The 17109-nt window shown below is 62.9% G+C and carries 17 protein-coding genes; 11 read left to right on the top strand and 6 right to left on the bottom strand.

Annotated features, from left to right (window positions below; genetic code table 11):
- Nucleotides 1-15 precede the first annotated feature (15 nt).
- Both I6E74_RS02455 and I6E74_RS02450 read left to right on the top strand, forming a co-directional pair.
- Complete coding sequence (locus tag I6E74_RS02455) at nt 16-903, top strand: VOC family protein (RefSeq protein WP_197122689.1); 888 nt, start codon at nt 16-18, stop codon at nt 901-903.
- A gap of 39 nt (nt 904-942) precedes the next feature.
- The gene (locus I6E74_RS02450; protein ID WP_197122687.1) at nt 943-1293 is read left to right on the top strand and encodes a cytoplasmic protein; all 351 of its coding nucleotides are present in this window, start codon (nt 943-945) and stop codon (nt 1291-1293) included.
- A gap of 49 nt (nt 1294-1342) precedes the next feature.
- On the opposite strand, the gene I6E74_RS02445 is transcribed toward I6E74_RS02450, so the two are convergent.
- Nucleotides 1343-2353 (bottom strand): serine hydrolase, encoded by a 1011-nt coding sequence (locus I6E74_RS02445; protein WP_197122686.1) that lies wholly within the window; start codon nt 2351-2353, stop codon nt 1343-1345.
- A 71-nt stretch (nt 2354-2424) separates the two neighbouring features.
- Here I6E74_RS02445 and I6E74_RS02440 point away from each other — a divergent pair, with 71 nt between their 5' ends.
- On the top strand, nt 2425-2982 hold the full coding sequence (locus tag I6E74_RS02440; RefSeq protein ID WP_197122685.1) for a YceI family protein: 558 nt from the start codon (nt 2425-2427) through the stop codon (nt 2980-2982).
- On the opposite strand, the gene I6E74_RS02435 is transcribed toward I6E74_RS02440, so the two are convergent.
- On the bottom strand, nt 2942-4207 hold the full coding sequence (locus I6E74_RS02435) for an MFS transporter (RefSeq protein WP_231601103.1): 1266 nt from the start codon (nt 4205-4207) through the stop codon (nt 2942-2944). The two genes, I6E74_RS02440 and I6E74_RS02435, sit on opposite strands and share 41 nt — an antisense overlap.
- Before the next feature lie 75 nt (nt 4208-4282).
- On the opposite strand from I6E74_RS02435, the gene purS reads away from it, so the two are divergent.
- Genes purS through I6E74_RS02420 form a run of 3 tightly spaced genes read left to right on the top strand, consistent with a single transcriptional unit; the run spans nt 4283 to nt 5736 of the window.
- Entirely contained in the window at nt 4283-4555 is a 273-nt protein-coding gene (purS, locus tag I6E74_RS02430) for a phosphoribosylformylglycinamidine synthase subunit PurS (protein ID WP_010204162.1), read from the top strand.
- On the top strand, nt 4555-5253 hold the full coding sequence (purQ, locus tag I6E74_RS02425) for a phosphoribosylformylglycinamidine synthase subunit PurQ (RefSeq protein ID WP_197122684.1): 699 nt from the start codon (nt 4555-4557) through the stop codon (nt 5251-5253). The genes purS and purQ overlap by 1 nt, the downstream gene beginning before the upstream one ends.
- A gap of 18 nt (nt 5254-5271) precedes the next feature.
- Entirely contained in the window at nt 5272-5736 is a 465-nt protein-coding gene (locus I6E74_RS02420) for a DUF3817 domain-containing protein (RefSeq protein WP_197122683.1), read from the top strand.
- Nucleotides 5737-5785: 49 nt separating this feature from the next.
- Here the strand turns inward: I6E74_RS02420 and I6E74_RS02415 are convergent, their stop codons facing one another.
- Entirely contained in the window at nt 5786-6628 is an 843-nt protein-coding gene (locus I6E74_RS02415) for a type II CAAX prenyl endopeptidase Rce1 family protein (protein ID WP_197122682.1), read from the bottom strand.
- 12 nt (nt 6629-6640) lie between these two features.
- Nucleotides 6641-7876 (bottom strand): mechanosensitive ion channel family protein, encoded by a 1236-nt coding sequence (locus I6E74_RS02410; RefSeq protein ID WP_197122681.1) that lies wholly within the window; start codon nt 7874-7876, stop codon nt 6641-6643.
- 95 nt (nt 7877-7971) lie between these two features.
- On the opposite strand from I6E74_RS02410, the gene I6E74_RS02405 reads away from it, so the two are divergent.
- Together I6E74_RS02405 and I6E74_RS02400 are read left to right on the top strand one after the other, a co-directional pair.
- The gene (locus tag I6E74_RS02405) at nt 7972-9354 is read left to right on the top strand and encodes a DUF2254 domain-containing protein (protein ID WP_197122680.1); all 1383 of its coding nucleotides are present in this window, start codon (nt 7972-7974) and stop codon (nt 9352-9354) included.
- 70 nt (nt 9355-9424) lie between these two features.
- Nucleotides 9425-10888: a glycosyltransferase gene (locus I6E74_RS02400; protein ID WP_197122678.1), complete on the top strand. Its 1464-nt coding sequence runs from the start codon at nt 9425-9427 to the stop codon at nt 10886-10888.
- On the opposite strand, the gene I6E74_RS02395 is transcribed toward I6E74_RS02400, so the two are convergent.
- Nucleotides 10875-13103, bottom strand: coding sequence for a beta-glucosidase (locus tag I6E74_RS02395; RefSeq protein ID WP_197122676.1), 2229 nt, complete (start codon nt 13101-13103; stop codon nt 10875-10877). The genes I6E74_RS02400 and I6E74_RS02395 overlap by 14 nt on opposite strands.
- Nucleotides 13104-13219: 116 nt before the next feature.
- Here I6E74_RS02395 and I6E74_RS14640 point away from each other — a divergent pair, with 116 nt between their 5' ends.
- The 3 genes from I6E74_RS14640 (at nt 13220) to I6E74_RS02380 (ending at nt 15506) form a co-directional block, all read left to right on the top strand.
- Nucleotides 13220-14143: a phage tail protein gene (locus I6E74_RS14640; RefSeq protein ID WP_197122674.1), complete on the top strand. Its 924-nt coding sequence runs from the start codon at nt 13220-13222 to the stop codon at nt 14141-14143.
- A gap of 64 nt (nt 14144-14207) precedes the next feature.
- Nucleotides 14208-14672: a GNAT family N-acetyltransferase gene (locus tag I6E74_RS02385; RefSeq protein ID WP_197122672.1), complete on the top strand. Its 465-nt coding sequence runs from the start codon at nt 14208-14210 to the stop codon at nt 14670-14672.
- A gap of 93 nt (nt 14673-14765) precedes the next feature.
- Nucleotides 14766-15506, top strand: a complete 741-nt coding sequence (locus tag I6E74_RS02380; RefSeq protein WP_197122670.1) for a sulfite exporter TauE/SafE family protein — start codon at nt 14766-14768, stop codon at nt 15504-15506.
- Nucleotides 15507-15588: 82 nt separating this feature from the next.
- On the opposite strand, the gene I6E74_RS02375 is transcribed toward I6E74_RS02380, so the two are convergent.
- Complete coding sequence (locus I6E74_RS02375) at nt 15589-17088, bottom strand: catalase (RefSeq protein WP_197122668.1); 1500 nt, start codon at nt 17086-17088, stop codon at nt 15589-15591.
- Nucleotides 17089-17109: the final 21 nt, after the last annotated feature.

Here is a 17109-nt window from a genome sequence, read left to right as displayed (position 1 = left end):
AAGGTTGTAGGCATCATGACCGAACTGCTCGCACCCGACACCGCTATGGGCGCAGTGACGCTCAGCGTCGCGAACCTCGATGCGCTCACCGCGTACTACCGGGATGCCGTAGCCCTCACCGTGCTGAGCGAGTCTTCCGATACGGTCGTTCTCGGTCGCGGTACCACGCCCGTGGTCATCCTCAAGCACTCGCCCGCCCTCACGCACGCGAGCCCCCGCGATGCCGGGCTGTTCCACACGGCCATCCTGTTCGACACCGAAGAAGCCCTGGCGGCATCCGTTTATTCGGTAGCCACTCGCTATCCGAAGACCTTCACTGGCAGCGCCGACCACCTCGTGAGCAAGGCCTTCTACTTCACTGACCCGGAAGGCAACGGCGTCGAGTTGTACTGGGATCGCGACCGCACCCAGTGGAGCTGGACCCACGGCGCCGTCGAAATGGCGACACTGTTTCTCGACCCCAACGGCTTCTTGCAAGAGAACCTCACCGAAGCCGCCGTCGATCAGCCTGTCATCGGTGGCGCCCGCATTGGCCACGTGCACCTGCAAGTCGGTGACATCGCCACCGCGCGCGAGTTTTACGTCAATCGACTCGGCTTCGAAGCGACCGCCGAGATCCCCGGAAGCGCCGTGTTTGTCAGCGCCGGCGGCTACCACCACCACATGGCCATGAACACCTGGAATTCGAGCGGCGCTGGTCCGCGGCTGCCCGCACTCGGTCTCGCCCAAGTCGACATTGCGGTGCCGAGCGCCGACGACCTCGGAGCGCTTGGCGAACGGATGACGCACCACGGCATCCAGTTACGCCACGATGGTCAGACCCTCAGTTTCGATGACCCGTGGGCGAACACGATTCACGTGCGCACCACCGCGAACCAGGGCAACGGCCGGCGCGAAAAATAGTGCTTGCCAAGGCGACATTCGAGGCGCACACTGTCTCCCATGGACGCCGATCCTGTAGCAACGAATCCGGAACACTACTCAGTGGTGTTCGAGAATGACCGCGTACGAGTGCTTGAGTACATCGATGCGGCCGGCGACACCACGACACCGCACGAGCATCCCGACAGTGTCATGATCACTCTCAGCGATTTTCGCCGCCGCCTACACGCTGGCGAGAACCATCGCGATGTTGAGTTGGCAACGGGCCTGGCAATGTGGTTGCCCGCCCAACGCCACTCCGGAGAGAACATCGGCGACAGCCCCACCCACGTGATTTTCGTGGAGCTCAAAGGCACCGCATCAGAGACGGCGACGCCCGTTTCGCTGGGCCCAGCTCAGCCCGCGCCCTAGCGTCTTCTGGTGGCCGCAAGAAGACGCGACTCTTCGCCCCGTAAGAGTGTTACCCACCGAGGCGTTCGTCGATTTCGCGGATAACCGGCCACGCACCCTCTTCGGAGTTCGAGAGCACCACAACATCGAGACCTGCCTCGAGGTAGTGGCGAACAATTCCGGAGGCTCCCGGGCTCACACCGTCTGCGAAGTAGCTGCGCACGGTGCCGTCTTCGTTCATGTCGAACTCAAGCCCGAAGCCGTACCAGGTCTCTTCGTCGTACTGCACCTGCGGGGTGAGAAACTCTTCCGTAAATTCGGTGTCGAGAAGCTCACCGTTGCGCACTGCCTGAATGAAGCGAATGAGGTCGGCGGCAGTGACGTGGGCTCCACCATCGGGCAGACCAATGGGCGGGGCGCTGTAGATATTGGAAACCCAACGGCCGTCGATGTAGTCCCAGCCCTCGGCAACGCGCGGGGCGGCATCCCGACGGTCATAGAAGCCAGAGTCGACCATGCCCGCGGGCGTGAAGACCTCATCAAAAATGAATTGGCGGTAGTCGGTCTTGGTGACCTTCTCGAGCGCCAGACCGGCGAGCACGTAGCCCGCGTTTGTGTAGACACACTCGACGCCGGGCTCCGCCAGCGACTCCTTATTCACGAAGGTGGGGAGCTGGTCGGCGGGCTCAAGAATTGTGTAGGTGGGGAACTCCGCCCACAGGTCGGCGTAGCTTTCGCCCTCTTCTTCATCCACGTCATCCGCAATGCCGCTCGTGTGGGTGAGCACGTGCAGCAGCGTGACGGCCGGATCGATTTCCGTGTCAGCCAGGTCAACATAGTGGTGAATGGATGTCTCAAGGTCGAGGTCATTCTTGCCGACCTGCTGAAGGACAGCGACGCTCGTGAAGAGTTTGGTGATGGAACTCGAATCGAAGCGGGTCTCTGCCGTGTTCAGCACATCCCAACGTTGAGTGGCCTTGCCCGTGGTGGCCTCGAAAATGGTGGCGTTTCCGCGCTTGATCAACACAGTGCCGGAGAAGTCATTGTGCTCAAGAAATTCGTTGAGTCCTGTGGTGTCCATAGTGCGAGCCTACCGAGAAGTTCTGACCGAATCGTGGAATAAGAAGACACCGGTCACAGTTGCCCGTAGACATGACTACTTCTCTTGACACCCACACCAACTTCGCTGTCGGAACCTGGCAGCTCGACCCCACGCACTCCACCGTTGCGTTCACGGTCAAGCACCTCATGATCAGCAAGGTTCGCGGAACCTTCGACGGTTTCTCCGGCACCATCGTCACCTCAGAAGTGCCTGCCGAGAACTCGATCTCCGCCACCATCGACATGGCGACGATCAACACCAACCAGCCCGACCGCGACGGTCACCTGCGCACCAACGACTTCTTCAACGTGGAGGAGTTCCCCACCGCCACGTTCACATCGACTTCGATGGACATCGATGGCGACGACCTCACCATTGAGGGCGACCTCACACTTCGTGGCGTCACCAAGCCCGTCACGCTGAAGGGCGAATTTGGCGGCATCGCCACCAACCCCTACGGCCAGACTGTTGCCGCGGCAAGCGCCACCACCGTCATCAACCGCACCGAGTTCGGCATCAACTACAACGCTGCTCTCGAAACCGGTGGTGTTCTTCTTGGCGAGAACATCACTCTGACGTTTGACCTGCAGGCTGTACTTCAGAAGTAGTATCACGCGGCACGGGTGGTGTGACGGGCTTGGCTCGCCACACCACAAGCGCTGCCGCCGTAACAATGAGCACGAGCACGCCAGCGCCCCACGCGAGTCCGGCGTAGCCGACCACGATCAGGATGGGCCCGGCGAACCCGCCGCCCACTGCCCCAGCAAGACTCATGATGGTGTCGCTTCGACCCTGAATACGCAGCCGCATCGCTCCCGTCGAGAGGTCAGCAACGAGTGCCGAACCAGCAACCGTTGAGGCGCTCCAGCCGAGACCCAACAACACCAGTCCGACAGTAACGGCGGTGTTGCTCAGTTGACCGAGCGCAACGACCAACACGGATGCCGCAAAGAGCGCCTGCCCGATAAGAATTGTTGGGATGCGACCGAAACGGTCACTCGCCCAACCGAAGACGGGTGACAGCGAATACATTCCGGCAATGTGCAAGCTAATGGTGAAGCCGATGACGGTGAGGCTCGCTCCGTGATGGAGCAAGTGCACTGGCGTCATCGCCATGATCGACACCATGACTGCGTGACTAATGGCGATGGCAGCAATTGCGAAGACGAGTGGGCCACGACCGCGGACGATTCCGGCATCCGCGGCAGCTGCCGGCTCGACAGGCTTATTGCCAGCCAGAACGAGAGGATCGGGGCGCAGTGCCACGAGGTAGAGCGCGACAGCGCCGAGTTGCGCCGCAATCGCGAAAACGAATGAGCCTGTATTGGTTGGCAGCGACAGCCACTGCGCTATCGCTTCACCAGGACCAACGAGGTTCGGGCCGGCCACAGCGCCAATCGTTGTCGACCAGACCACGAGTGAGAGGTCACGGCCTCGGTGCTGGGGAGCCGCAACATCCGTCGCGGCAAAGCGCGCCTGAAGGCCAACCGCCGTACCGACGCCCAGCATCGCAAACCCCAGAATCAGGAGTGGGAAGAACCCGGCACCGACAGCAATGACAGTGATGAGCGAGCCTGCGGCGGCAACGCCAGCCCCGAGCGCCAACGCGGGGCGACGACCCCAGCGAGCGGCCAACCGCGCCAGAGGAATAGAGACGAGCGCAGCTCCGAGCGTGCTGGATGTCGCCGCCGCACCCGAGAGCGCCTCGCCGCCAAGATCGGCGGCCAGAATCGCACCCACCGCCACGGTCGCTCCGAGGCCCAACCCGGCGAGCACTTGGCCCGCAACGAGCGTGCGAACGATGCGGGATTGCACTGCGCGGTCGATGTCCATGAGGACAGTCTGCCGTACCGCCACCCTCCGCTAGACTTGGTGCAATCCGCCCGCGCGAAATCATGGAGTGATTCGGTGCCAATAATCGTCGTCGAGGTAATGCCCAAGGCTGAAATCCTCGATCCTCAGGGTAAGGCCGTAGCCGGCGCCCTCGTCCGTCTCGACAAGAGCGAGTTCAGCGCGGTGCGCATCGGTAAGCGTTTTGAGCTCACCGTTGAGGGCCCTATCACTGACGAGCTACTGGCTGAGGCCCGCGAGATCGCCAACGATCTCCTCGCCAACACCGTCATCGAAGACGTCATTTACGTTGGCGAGGCTCGCCCCGCCGACGACGCTCAGGGCGCATAGTGCGCGTCGGAGTCATCACCTTTCCGGGTTCGCTCGACGACCGTGACGCTCAGCGTGCGGTCAAACTGGGTGGCGGTGAGCCGGTAGCCCTGTGGCACGGCGACCACGACCTCAAGAACGTGGATGCCATCGTTCTGCCCGGCGGTTTCAGCTACGGCGACTACCTGCGTGCCGGTGCTATCGCAGCGCACTCGCCCATCATGAGCGAGGTCATCACGGCCGCGAACGCCGGAATGCCTGTGCTGGGCATTTGCAACGGTTTCCAGATCTTGGTGGAATCACACCTGCTTCCCGGCGGCCTCGTGCGCAACGATCACGGCGACTTCGTCTGCCGCGACCAGAAGCTGCGCGTCGAGAATGTCGACACCGCCTGGAGCAACGGCTTCAAAGAAGACGAAGAGATCATCATCCCGTTGAAGAACGGTGAGGGCGGCTACATTGCCGACCAAGAAACGCTTGATCGCCTTGAGGGCGAAGGCCAGGTCGTGTTCCGCTACCTCGAGGTCAACCCCAACGGGTCGGCGAACGACATTGCAGGCATCTCGAATGCTCGCGGCAACGTTGTGGGTCTTATGCCTCATCCCGAGCACGCGACCGAGCCTGGCTTTGGTCCAGACACTCGCGCGGCAATGCGTTCCGGCACCGACGGCCTCACGTTCTTCACGAGCGCGATCAGCTCGTTGATGGCCAACGCCTAATACTGAAAGTTCAGCCTCATGTTTGCGACCCCCAAGTCACTGTTCCGCGTTCTCGCGTTCGCTGAGGCAGTCACGTGGACTCTGCTCATCACCGGTCTCATCTTGCGCGCTACGGCGGGGCTGGATGTCGCGGTGTCGATCGGTGGGGCCATCCATGGTTTTGTCTTCCTCGCCTACGGTGCCACTGCCGTGTTGTTGACGGTGAACCAGCGGTGGAGCGTCGGCACCGCCGTTCTCACTATCGGTAGCGCGGTCATTCCGTACGCCACGATTCCGGTGGAGCTGTGGCTCGCACGCTCGGGTCGACTGAAGGGCGACTGGCGCAAAGAAGCCTCCGGTCATCCGCGGGATGCTGGTTGGATCGACCGCACAATGCGCTGGTTCTTGAACCACCCCTATATCTTGGTGGCGCTGATCGCCGGCGCGGTCATTCTGCTCTACGTCGTGCTGCTCATCGCAGGCCCTCCCGGCGGCAAAGAGTAACCTCGCCGGAGCGACGGCCCCGCCGATCGACAGCACGCCGCACCGCCTCCTACAGCAGGAAGAACCCGATCACTCCGGGGTTTCTGGCATGCACGATGACGAGGAACACGACCGCGTCAAACAGTAGGTGCACGCTCAGCACGTAGACGAGCGACTTCGTGGTCGAGTAGATCCAGCCCTGCAGCAGTGCGAAGGGGATAGTGAGCAGCGGACCCCACGACTGGTAGCCGAGTTCCCACAGGAACGCCACGAAGATCACCATCTGCAGCAGGTTGGCCTGCCACACCGGGAAGTGTCGACGGAAGAGCACGAAGACGGTGAGGATGAAGAACAGCTCATCCCACGTGCCGACCGCGTTCACGCCGACGAAAAGCCGACCGATCTCATCGGGCGTCGTGACGATCGGCCAGTTGAGATACACACCGCTCGTGATGAAGTAGAACGGCAAAATGAGCCAACCGAGAAAGAGCACGAGAAACAGGTAGCCCCACTGAACGCGGTTCCACGGCCAGCCGCCCCGCCACGGAAACCGGATGAGGCGATCCTTGAACACGAAGCGAGACAGCGCGTAGGGCACAGCAACCGCTGCAGCCAGCACAAACCCGAGCAAGAAGAAGTTGCCCCAGCTGATGTCGGCTTCGACCGACACCGTGGAGACGATGATCATGCCGACCGCGATGAGGAGCAGGTCTTTCGCGAGACCCTCGGTGTGCTTGTTGCGGTCGGTGAGCCAGGCGGCGGCGAGAGCCAATGCCACCACGACATAGCCGAGCAGTGGCAGTCGCAGTGAGAACAGGAGCACCGCCGATCCGCTCAACAGCGCTGCGGGCACCAGCCCCCAACTGCGTGAACTGAGTGGCGGGGAGCTGACAACGTTGTCGAGGCCGGGCATCCTGAATGACTCCTAGTCGTTGATGACGCGCTTGGCGGTGGACGACTGAGCCTCATCGGCATCGGTCTCTTCTGGGCCAATCAGGTTCTCGGGCACGTTGTCTTGAACCGGAATCGCTCCCGTGAATTCTTGACGGCGAGCATCCGCTTCGGCGCTACCGCTGAAGAGGCCGCGGTTTTGCGAAGCTGGCGATGACTTGGTGCGCACCGCTGCCTCATTCTCGACCATGAGCACTCGCGTGCGAGGAAGCGCAGCCGGATTCTTGGCCTGCAACCACGTGACCATTTCTTCGCGAACGTGCGTGCGCAGATCCCAGAGCGCGCCGGAGTCGGCGGCGCTAATCAGCACGCGCACTCGAACGAAACCACCCTTGGCATCCACGACTTGGATGTTGGCCGTGCGGCCGTCCCACAGCTCGGTTCGCTCGACAACTTTGCTGAGGCGCTCGCGCATCTGGTCGATGTTGACGCGCCAGTCGAGGTCGAAGTTGACCTCGCCGAGAAGTTCGGTGGCGTTGCGGGTCCAGTTTTGGAACGGCGTGGTCGTGAAGTAGGTCGAAGGCAGCACGAGGCGGCGCTGATCCCAGATGCTGACAACAATGTAGGTGAGGGTGATTTCTTCGATGCGGCCCCACTCACCGTCGGCGATCACAACGTCGTCCACGCGGATGGCGTCGCTGAAGGCAAGCTGCATTCCCGCGAACACGTTGCCAAGAGCGGACTGCGCAGCAATACCGGCGACGACGCTGACGAGGCCGGCTGAAGCGAGAACACTTGCGCCGAGAGTTTCTGCCCCCGGAAGAGTGAGAAGAATGGCACCAATAGTGACGATGACGATCACGGCCGCGAGCACGCGACGGATCAGTTGCACTTGAGTGCGCACGCGACGCGCAGCTCGGTTGTCGGGAACGTCGGTGGGGTACCGGGCGATGGTCCGGTTGAGCAGCACGTTGATGATGGCGATGAGCAACCAGCCGCTGGCCGCGATTACCGCGATCAAGAAAACTTGGTTAACGATGTCACTCAGATCTTCGACCGGGAGCGTGATAGAGATTGCTGCCCACACGGCGAGCAACGCCATGAGCACTCTCAAGCGCTGACGCGACTGAGCGAGAGTCTTATAGACCCCGGGCCGCAGACGTGAGATTCCTCTCACGATGAGAGAGATCACTCCGATGCCAATGACGACGGCGACAAGCGCAACCACTACGGCCACAGCGAGCCCCAGCCACGATACCCATTCAAACAATCGAGTGATTTCCTTTCATTCGCGTTGTTCCACCCTAGGGGCACGCGCCACACGAAGCCTGACGTGATTAACTAGGGCGACTGGAGAGGGATGTGATGAGCGAACTGGCAACACAGAGTGCACGCCGCAATTCCCTGCGCCGCTGGATTGCCACCGTGCGCGAAGGGATCGCCGCTGAGCTGTGGCCATTGCCCACGATTTCCATTCTTCTCGCCGTGATCTTGGGCATTGTGTTGCCCCTGATCGACCGCGCCGTTGACTCGTCGTTACCGGTGGGCCTCGAACGCATCCTGTTTGCTGGTGGCCCCGAAAGCGCGCGCGCCGTGCTCTCCGCCATCTCGGGTTCGCTGATCACGGCGACCTCCCTTACTTTCTCGCTCACCGTCGTCGCGCTCCAACTAGCCAGCAGCCAGGCTTCCCCGCGCGTGCTGCGCACCTTCCTCAAAGACCAGACGGTGCACTGGACTCTCTCGGTGTTCGTCGGCACCTTCGCCTACGCACTCACGGTGTTGCGCACGGTTCAGGATGGCGACGACAGCATCGACCCGATCGTGCCGCGCCTTGCGGTGACGTTGGCGTCGCTCCTGACCCTGGCGAGCGTTGTCATGCTCACGCTGTTCCTGGCGCACCTCGCGCGGCAACTGCGCATCGAGACGACGATGCGGCAGGTCTACCTCGAAACTAGTAAGACCATCGAGCTCGTGGCATCCACCATGGCAACCGGCGAAACGGAACTGCCCGAGTGGCCGCCCGCTGAACGTATCGAGCTAAGTCTCGCGAAGCGGTCCGGGTTTATTCGCTCTAGCGACCGCTCTCGGCTACTCACAATCGCCATCAAATACGACATCGTGGCGCGGGAAGAACACACCGTTGGTCATCACGTGGTCAGCGGCACCCCCGTGCTGCGCTGGTGGCCGCGTGACCCGATGCGCCACCTGGATGACGACGACCGCGACACCATCAACAGCGCGTTGGTCGGTGCCGTCAGCCTCGCCTACGAGCGCACGGCCAGCCAAGATATCGGTTTTGGCATCCGCCAGCTCGTCGATATCACGGCACGCGCCCTCTCCCCCGGAGTCAACGACCCGACGACGGCCGTGCATACCCTCGGCCACATTTCGGCGACGCTGTGCTCGATCGCCGACCTTGAGATTCAGTCTCGCGGTCTCACCGATGATGACAACCTCGTGCGCGTGATCATCAAGCCGCACAACTTCATCAACCTGCTCGACATCGCCCTGACTCAGCCCCGCCGCTATGGCGCGAGCGACCCCGGGGTGGTGGAGCGTTTGTACCAACTGCTGCAAGAGGTGGGCTACCGCGCGCAACGCACCGAGCAGTCCGAAGCGGTGGCGGCGCAGATCGACCGGCTCGAAGCATCCGTGGCCGCCGAAACGTACGACGCGGTGGAGCGAGAACGGTTCGCCCGCTTCGCCGAGGCTGCACGCGTAGCGACCTCAGAGCATCGCTGGCTCTAAGAAGTTTGCCGGGAACGGAACTGCACAAACTCCGGGCGCAGCCGCACCGGGCTCGACTATCATTTCCCCCATGCCAGAGACCCTCCCCGCTCATTCCCCCACTGCTGGAGGAGAGCGGGTGCTGATCTTGTCTGCTGGTGTCGGCTCGGGGCATAACAGCGCCGCCGCGGCAGTGCGCCAAGCGTGTGATGCGCGCAAGGATGTCGTCGAAGTAAAAGTGCTCGACGTGCTTCAGGTGAGCAGCACTCTGTACCGCGACGTGTTGGGCAAGGGCTACTTCGTGCTCGCCAAAGGTTTGCCGTGGGTGCTTGAGTGGGCGTACGACGTGAGCGACGCCCCTTTTTGGCGCAGGGGACCGATCGACCCTTGGACGCAGGCCAACTCTCTTCCCGTGATTCGGGAGATCAAACGCTTCCAACCCACCGCGATCGTCAGCACCCACTTTCTTCCCGCCCAGCTCATGGCCACGCTCCTCATGCGCGGAGTCATCGATGCCAAAACAGCGGTTGTCACCACCGACTACGATCCTCAAGGCCTCTGGCTGACCAGCGCGTTCCACTCGTTTAACGTGGCGCGCGAAGAAGGCAGGGTGGAACTGATGGCGCTCGGCCTGCCCGCCGATCGTGTAGCCGCCACCGGCATCCCGATCAGTTCGTATCCGGATGCCGAAACCGACCGCGTCGCCCATGACGTTCCCCACATTTTGATTTCTGCAGGCGCAGCGGGCGGGGACTACGCCGTCGCTGCGGTGCGGCAGACACTGCATATGCGCTCAGCCTTCACAGCCACCGTCGTGTGTGGACACAACGAGGAGACTCGTGACGACATTGAGAAACTCGTTGGCACTGACGATCGCTTCCACATTCTGGGATTCGCAACCGAGATGCCCGCACTGCTGAGAAGCGCCGACCTCTTTGTGGGTAAACCGGGTGGCCTCTCGGCCTCCGAATGTATGGCGGCGGGCTTGCCCATGGTGCTGGTGAACCCCATCCCGGGGCAAGAAGTGCGTAACGGTGACTACCTGATGGAACAGGGTGCTGCTGTTCGGTGCAACGACGTTATTACGCTCGGCTGGAAGATCGACCAGATTTTGCGCGAGCCCGGCCGCCTCGAACGGATGCAAGCAGCCGCGAAGAAAACTGGCCGGCCAGATGCCGCAGCGGACGTTCTTACCGGCCTGCTCGATGGCCCGCGCCGCCCGATCGTCGTGACCCGAGACGCTCAAAAAGCTATTCTTGCCGCCAGCGAAAAACGACTGGTGGCGAGCGATCTGCGCGGAGATTCCGCTCTGGTTCGACTGACCGACCCCACGGACAACAGCACGGTGGCACTACTGAAAGCAGACGAGCTGAAAGACCTGCAGAAGCGCTACGCGTCGACCGAGGGCGAGTTAGTGCTCCGCCCCGATCAGACACTTGCGTCGCTTCGCTGGGAGGGCCGCCGCTTGATCCGGGCCGTTCTGCGCCACGACGACTCCCTGCGTGTTCGCGTTGACCCGCTCCCGCACGCGGCTACCGGCGCTAGCCGGCGATAGGGCGCAACGGCACGGCGCCAGTCCAGTTCGAAGGACTGTGCTGAGCGGCGATCAGCGCCCACTCACCTGACCGCGCGCTCCACTGTCGAGAATTCGGATCCCGCTGCAACGTTGGCCCCGCATCGAGCGCGATCTGTACGGTCGTGCTTGCCCCGCGCTGCACCATCACTTTCTGAAAGCCCACTAGTTGGGCGACCGGATGCTCGGCCGCCACGTCAGCAGCGTAAAGCTGTACGACTGTGGAGCCGTCGCGGTCGCCGGTGTTGGTGACGAACACACGAGCGGTACCGCCAGCATCGGCGAACGTGTGGTCGAGTAGTTCGTGCGTGATCGTCGTGTAGCCCAGGCCGAATCCGAAGGGGAAGGCGGGAGTGCTGCCGGTGACATCGAGGTGGCGTTGACCCCAGGCGTCGTCATAGACCACCGCCTTTGCTGCACTATCGAATAGAGGCAGCTGAGCGGCGTCGCGCGGGATGACGAACGGCAACCGACCTCCGGGTTCGGTGTCTCCCGTGAGCATGCTCGCGAGGGCATGCCCGCCCTCCATACCGCCGTACCAGGCGAGAACCAGCGCGGGAACGCGATCCCGCCAGGCGTCGGTCACGATCGCGCTGCCGCCGATCAGTACCACAACGGTGCGCGGGTTGGCCGCGGAGACAGCACGAATGAGGCTCGCGTCCGAAGGACGAAGTTCGAGCGAGTTCCGATCGCCGCCGCGAACGAAGCGTGCCGCGAGGTGTGCCAGGCCGGTGAAGATGCGGCGAGATAACCCCGAGGTGAACGCGCGCCCGAGGATGCCCACATCGACTCCCCCGGTGACCACCGACTCCCCCTCGTCGTGCTGGTCGAGCCCGACGACGACGATAGCGATCTCTGCCTGCGCAGCGAGCGTCGCGGCAGCGCTCTCGTTTTGCCCGGTGGCGGTCGTGATGTGGGCCGCAGGGAACGCTTCGCGTACTCCTTGCAGCGGGGAAACGGTCGACGGCGGACGAACGCGCGAGGAGCCATGGTCGCCCAGGTTCGCTTCGTCAGCGAGCCGCCCGATGACGGCGAGCCGGCGTGTGGTGCGCGGCAACGGCAGCAGGGGCGTCTCATCAACAGCATCGTTCTTGAGCAGCACGATGGACTCGGCGGCAGCCTGAAGCGCGAGAGCCCGGTGCGCGGGAGACGCGATGACGGTCGCGCTCGGCTCCTGCTGCTCGCGCGTGGCCGCATGCAGAATGCTGGTGCGCAGGATGCGGTGGGCCGACTGCAGCACGGTCGCGCGGTCGAGCTCGCCGCTACGGAGAGCCGCGGGCAGGGCGCGAGCCCGCAGCATCCGCAACGGCATCTCGATATCCATGCCGGCTTTGAGGCTGGCGACGGCGTCGTGAGTGCCGAACACCCAGTCGCTCGTGACGAAGCCCGTGAAGCCCCACTCGTCGCGCAGTATGTCTGTCAGTAGCGCGCGATTGACATCCATATACTCGCCGCGCACCCGGTTGTAGGCGCTCATGATTGAGTCGGCTCCGGCATCCACCGTCGCTTTGAAATGGGGCAAGTACACTTCGTGCAGCGCGTGGTCGTCGACGGCGACATCCACTTCGAAGCGTTCGTTCTCCATAGAGTTGAGCGCAAAATGTTTCACGCAGGCCATCGTGTGCACCCGAACGCCGCGGGTGAGGGCCGAGCCCATCTGGCCGACGAGTACCGGGTCTTCGCCGTAGCATTCCTGCGCGCGACCCCAGGCCGGATGCCGCAGCAGGTTCACGCACACCGATGCCGAGTAGTTGGCGCCCCGCGCGCGGGTCTCAGCACCAATCGCTTCGCCGACTCGCTGCTCAAGTTCTGGGTTCCACGTTGCTGCCCGCGCCATAGTCACGGGGAACGCTGTGGCCGCGCCGATCACGACGCCCCGAGCGCCGTCGCTGAACCGGATGCCGGGGATGCCGAGCCGCGCTACCGCACCGGCCACGAATGGCCGCCGCCCGAGAAGGGCCGGGATGAAGGGGAGGAGTCGCCGGGGAGAGTCGCCGTCGAGCAGTCCAAGCAGCTCTTTGTCGGTCAGCAGTCTGATGAGTTGGGCTGAGGCCTCATCCGCATCGATTGTGCCGGCGCGAACAGCAGCCACCGCTTCCTCGAAGGCGTGGACTGAAGCCCTCAATGCGACGGGTTCGGCTACGTCACTGATCAGTTCTTCGCCACCGCGCTGCCCACCGCCGTTCGCATTCATCATGCTTCGAATTCTGCACCCTGTAGCTGTGTTCACCCACCATGGCAGGCAGGCAGAACGCCCGCTGCACCCCCATACTGGGGGCCGAGACCACTTGGGTTAACTGAGAGAACTTCGTTATGTTTGTATCAACCCGTGACGCATTACTGCGCTTCTCCTATGTCTGGATCTCCTCTTTGCCTTCAGCCTCCCGTACGCCGTCCCGTTCACTTCGACTGTTTGCAGGAGCAGCCGTCGCAGCCGTCATGCTTGCCGGCTGCACGAGCCAGGGCAGTTCTGCGGATGCACTGCAGAAGGCCTGCGTCGACACCACCGCCTCGGCTATCAAGCTCATTGACGCCGGCGACTCGTGCGGTGCCGGTTTTGTCGAAGCAGTCTTCATGACCGACGCTGCCGCGGACGGCGAAGACGGGAAAAACGGCACTGATGGTAGCGACGGAGCTGATGGCGCCGACGGTCTCAATGGCGCAACAGGACTCACCGGGGCGAACGGAGGCACCGCGCTCAGAGGACCGACGGGAGCCACTGGCGCCGCGGGTGCAGACGGCACTGATGGTACCGATGGTACTGACGGCACTACAGGACTCACCGGAGCGACCGGCCCCATCGGCCTCACCGGCGCCACAGGCCTCACCGGCGCAACGGGCACCAACGGCGCTGACGGCCCGGCCGGCCCGCAGGGGCCTCAGGGCGACGCGGGCCCAATAGGCGAAACGGGAGCTGCCGGCGCAACTGGCGCGACCGGTAATTCCGCTCTCTCCAACAGCTTCGGAAGTAGCGTTAATCGCGCGGGTGACGGCGGAACCTACGAATGCTATCTGGGCACCCTCTCATTGACAGCATCAAGCTACGCCGGTGAAGGCATCGTGGCCGATGGGCGTGAACTGTCAATTGCAAACAACACTGCACTCTTCTCGCTTCTAGGGACCACCTACGGCGGTGATGGTCGCACCACCTTCAACATTCCCGACATGAGCGCGGTCACGCCTAACAACATGACGTGGACACTCTGCCACCTAGGAATCTTCCCGAGTCGCAACTAATCACCGCCAACAGCGTCGTCGACACTTGGCGAGCTCCGTGTGACACGCAGACTAGAATTCTGACGTGGAAGACACTTACGAACTCGAACTCCGTAGCGTTCCCTTTGAGCACGCCGACTCGGTCATGCTGCGTTCAGCGCAGCGCGCTGAGCTCACAGCACGGTACGGAACCGAAGACAGCGAACCCGGCGTCAAGCCGAACGCGGATTCGGTTGTCGTCTTCTTGATCGCCTACGTCGATGGTGTTCCGGCTGGGTGCGGCGGGCTCCGCCAGCTCAGCGAAGAGATCTTTGAAGTGAAGCGGATGTACGTCACACCCGCCCAGCGCGGCACCGGCATTGCGGTCGCTGTGCTTAAGGGACTCGAGGAGTGGGCTCGCGCCCAGTCGGCGACGACCCTCGCCCTCGAAACCGGAACCGCCCAACCCGATGCCATGCGCTTCTACGAGCGCGAGGGCTACACCCCCATCGAGAACTTCGGCGACTATGTGGGCGAAGAACTAAGCGTCTGCTACGCCAAAAACCTGTAGCCGGGCCAGCATCGCCACTGTCTCGCGGCAGCGAGCCGCACTCTGAGCCTGCTCCGGTCTGGCGCAACCCCGGCATCCGCTTAGGCTAGGGCGGTGCTCGCTCTTGTCGCTCTCGCCGTCGTTATAGGAGCACTCTCCCAACGCATCACCGGCATGGGGTTCGCGCTCGTAGCGTCGCCGCTGATCGTGATTTTGCTCGGCCCCTTCGACGGCGTGCTCGTCGTGAACCTGTGCGGTGTCGTCTCATCGCTGCTCATCATCCCCCGCGTCTGGCGTCACATCGAGTGGCGCACCCTGGCGTGGCTGGCGATCCCGGCCGTCGCGGCCATCATCCCGGGCTCACTGCTCGTTACCCGCCTTCCCGGCTCCGTGCTGCAGCTCAGCGTTGGCGTGCTCGTGATCGTGGCTCTCACCGCGACGTTGCTCATCACGCGCGCGGAACATATCGTTCCGGCCCGCCCGGCGGCAATTGTGGCGGGGGCAGCATCAGGTTTCATGAATACGGCGGCGGGCGTCGGCGGCCCGGCCCTCAGCATCTACGCGGTGCTGATGCGCTGGCCTCAAGTGAACTTCGCGGCCACGCTGCAGCCCTACTTCGTGATCGTGGGTACGGCATCCCTCGTCACGAAGGCGTTCTTCTCGGGCGGCGTGCTTCCTGATCTAGATGTCGCCAGCTGGATCCTCATCATCGGCTCACTGCTAGTCGGGCTCGCGCTGGGCGAAGTGCTCACTCGCCATGTCAGCCACCGGGCTGCTCGCATCGCGGTGATTATCGTGGCCTATGTCGGAGGTACGGTCGCTGTGATCGACGGGGCACTCGGTCTCTCGGTTTAACGAACGGATGCCCGGCCCCAAGGTTCTGGGGCCGGGCATCCGTTGTTCGACGCCGCGTTAGCGCTGCCGCTTCAGCTCAGTGTTACTCGGCGGGGCCGACTCCGACGGGGTCAGCTTCCTCGTTGGCGGTGTCGCCATTGCCGGGAACCGTCTTGCGCAGGGTGGCGCCGAGTTCGGCATCCACGCTGCCCCAGTACCAGTAGAAACGCTCGAGGATCTCGGGAACGGTGATGCCGCGGCCCTGTCCGGTGAGGGTTTCGATGAAGCGAGCCTTCGACTCTGCCGAGAAGACATCGCGGTAGAGCGTTCCGGCCTGGCCGAAGTCGTCGTCTTCGGAGTGCAGGGTCTGAGCGCTGCGCATGAGTTCGCCGTCGCTTGCCCAGCCGCCTTCGCCAGCCAGCTCGGGCTGAGCTGCCGGTCCACCGAACGAGTTCGGCGTGTACGTGCGTGCTGCAGCGTCACCGATCTTGTAGTTCATGGCGCCTTCGTGCTGGTAATTGCGCGCTTCGGAGGCGTGAGGCTGGTTGACGGGGAGCTGGTTGTAGTTGGCTCCGATGCGGTTGCGCTGGGCATCCGGGTAGGAGAACACACGAGCCATCAGCATCTTGTCGGGGCTGATGTCGGTGCCGGGAACCATGTTCGACGGCGAGAACGCTGACTGCTCGATCTGCGCGAAGAAGTTCTCCGGGTTGCGGTTGAGCGTGAAGTGGCCAACCGGAATCAGCGGGTAGTCATCGTGAGACCAAGTCTTGGTCATGTCGAAGGGGTTGAAGCGGTAGGTCTTGGCTTCTTCGTAGGGCATGACCTGAACCGAGACATCCCACGTGGGGAAGTCGCCCTTGGCGATGGAATCGAAGAGGTCGCGACGGTAGTAGTCGGCGTCTTCTCCGGCGATGCGCTCGGCATCCGCGGCTTCCATCAGCTCTACGCCCTGGCGGGAGTGGAAGTGGTACTGCACCCAGAAGCGCTCACCGGCGGCGTTGATCCACTGGTAGGTGTGCGATCCGTAGCCGTTGATGTGGCGCCACGACTTGCTGAGACCGCGGTCGCCCATGAGGTACGTGACCTGGTGGGCGCTTTCGGGCGAGAGGGTCCAGAAGTCCCACTGCATGTCGGCGTTGCGCAGACCCGAGTCGCCCATGCGCTTCTGCGAGTGGATGAAGTCGGGGAACTTCATGGCATCACGCAAGAAGAAGATGGGGGTGTTGTTTCCGACAATGTCGTAGTTGCCCTCGGTGCTGTAGAAACGCAGTGCGAATCCACGAACGTCGCGCCAGGTGTCGGGCGAGCCCTGTTCACCGGCTACCGACGAAATGCGGAGGATGGTTTCGCTCTTAGTGCCCTTTTGGAAGACGGCGGCCTTCGTGAACTGCGACACGTCTTCGGTGACGACGAACTCTCCGAATGCTCCACCACCCTTGGCGTGGGGGTTGCGCTCCGGCACACGCTCGCGGTTGAACGCGGCGAGCTTCTCGACCAAGAAGCGGTCGTGAAGTGCGGTTACGCCATCGGGACCCGTGGTGAGCGAATGTTCGTCGCTCGCAATGGGTGCGCCGGCCTGGGTTGTCGTGGGTTCAGTCACGATGTCTCCTTTATGTGGGGG

The sequence above is a fragment of the Salinibacterium sp. SWN139 genome, assembly GCF_015864625.1.
Lineage (GTDB): Bacteria > Actinomycetota > Actinomycetes > Actinomycetales > Microbacteriaceae > Rhodoglobus.
Note: the sequence above shows the minus strand (reverse complement) of the source record. Positions and strands in the feature narration are given on the sequence as shown.

What these genes read in the sequence shown, in the direction of transcription:
- I6E74_RS02455 (WP_197122689.1), top strand. Translation starts at nt 16, where the DNA reads ATGACCGAACTGCTCGCACCCGACACCGCTATGGGCGCAGTGACGCTC.
- I6E74_RS02450 (WP_197122687.1), top strand. Translation starts at nt 943, where the DNA reads ATGGACGCCGATCCTGTAGCAACGAATCCGGAACACTACTCAGTGGTG.
- I6E74_RS02445 (WP_197122686.1), bottom strand. Translation starts at nt 2,353, where the DNA reads ATGGACACCACAGGACTCAACGAATTTCTTGAGCACAATGACTTCTCC.
- I6E74_RS02440 (WP_197122685.1), top strand. Translation starts at nt 2,425, where the DNA reads ATGACTACTTCTCTTGACACCCACACCAACTTCGCTGTCGGAACCTGG.
- I6E74_RS02435 (WP_231601103.1), bottom strand. Translation starts at nt 4,207, where the DNA reads ATGGACATCGACCGCGCAGTGCAATCCCGCATCGTTCGCACGCTCGTT.
- I6E74_RS02420 (WP_197122683.1), top strand. Translation starts at nt 5,272, where the DNA reads ATGTTTGCGACCCCCAAGTCACTGTTCCGCGTTCTCGCGTTCGCTGAG.
- I6E74_RS02415 (WP_197122682.1), bottom strand. Translation starts at nt 6,628, where the DNA reads ATGCCCGGCCTCGACAACGTTGTCAGCTCCCCGCCACTCAGTTCACGC.
- I6E74_RS02405 (WP_197122680.1), top strand. Translation starts at nt 7,972, where the DNA reads ATGAGCGAACTGGCAACACAGAGTGCACGCCGCAATTCCCTGCGCCGC.
- I6E74_RS02400 (WP_197122678.1), top strand. Translation starts at nt 9,425, where the DNA reads ATGCCAGAGACCCTCCCCGCTCATTCCCCCACTGCTGGAGGAGAGCGG.
- I6E74_RS02395 (WP_197122676.1), bottom strand. Translation starts at nt 13,103, where the DNA reads ATGATGAATGCGAACGGCGGTGGGCAGCGCGGTGGCGAAGAACTGATC.
- I6E74_RS14640 (WP_197122674.1), top strand. Translation starts at nt 13,220, where the DNA reads ATGTTTGTATCAACCCGTGACGCATTACTGCGCTTCTCCTATGTCTGG.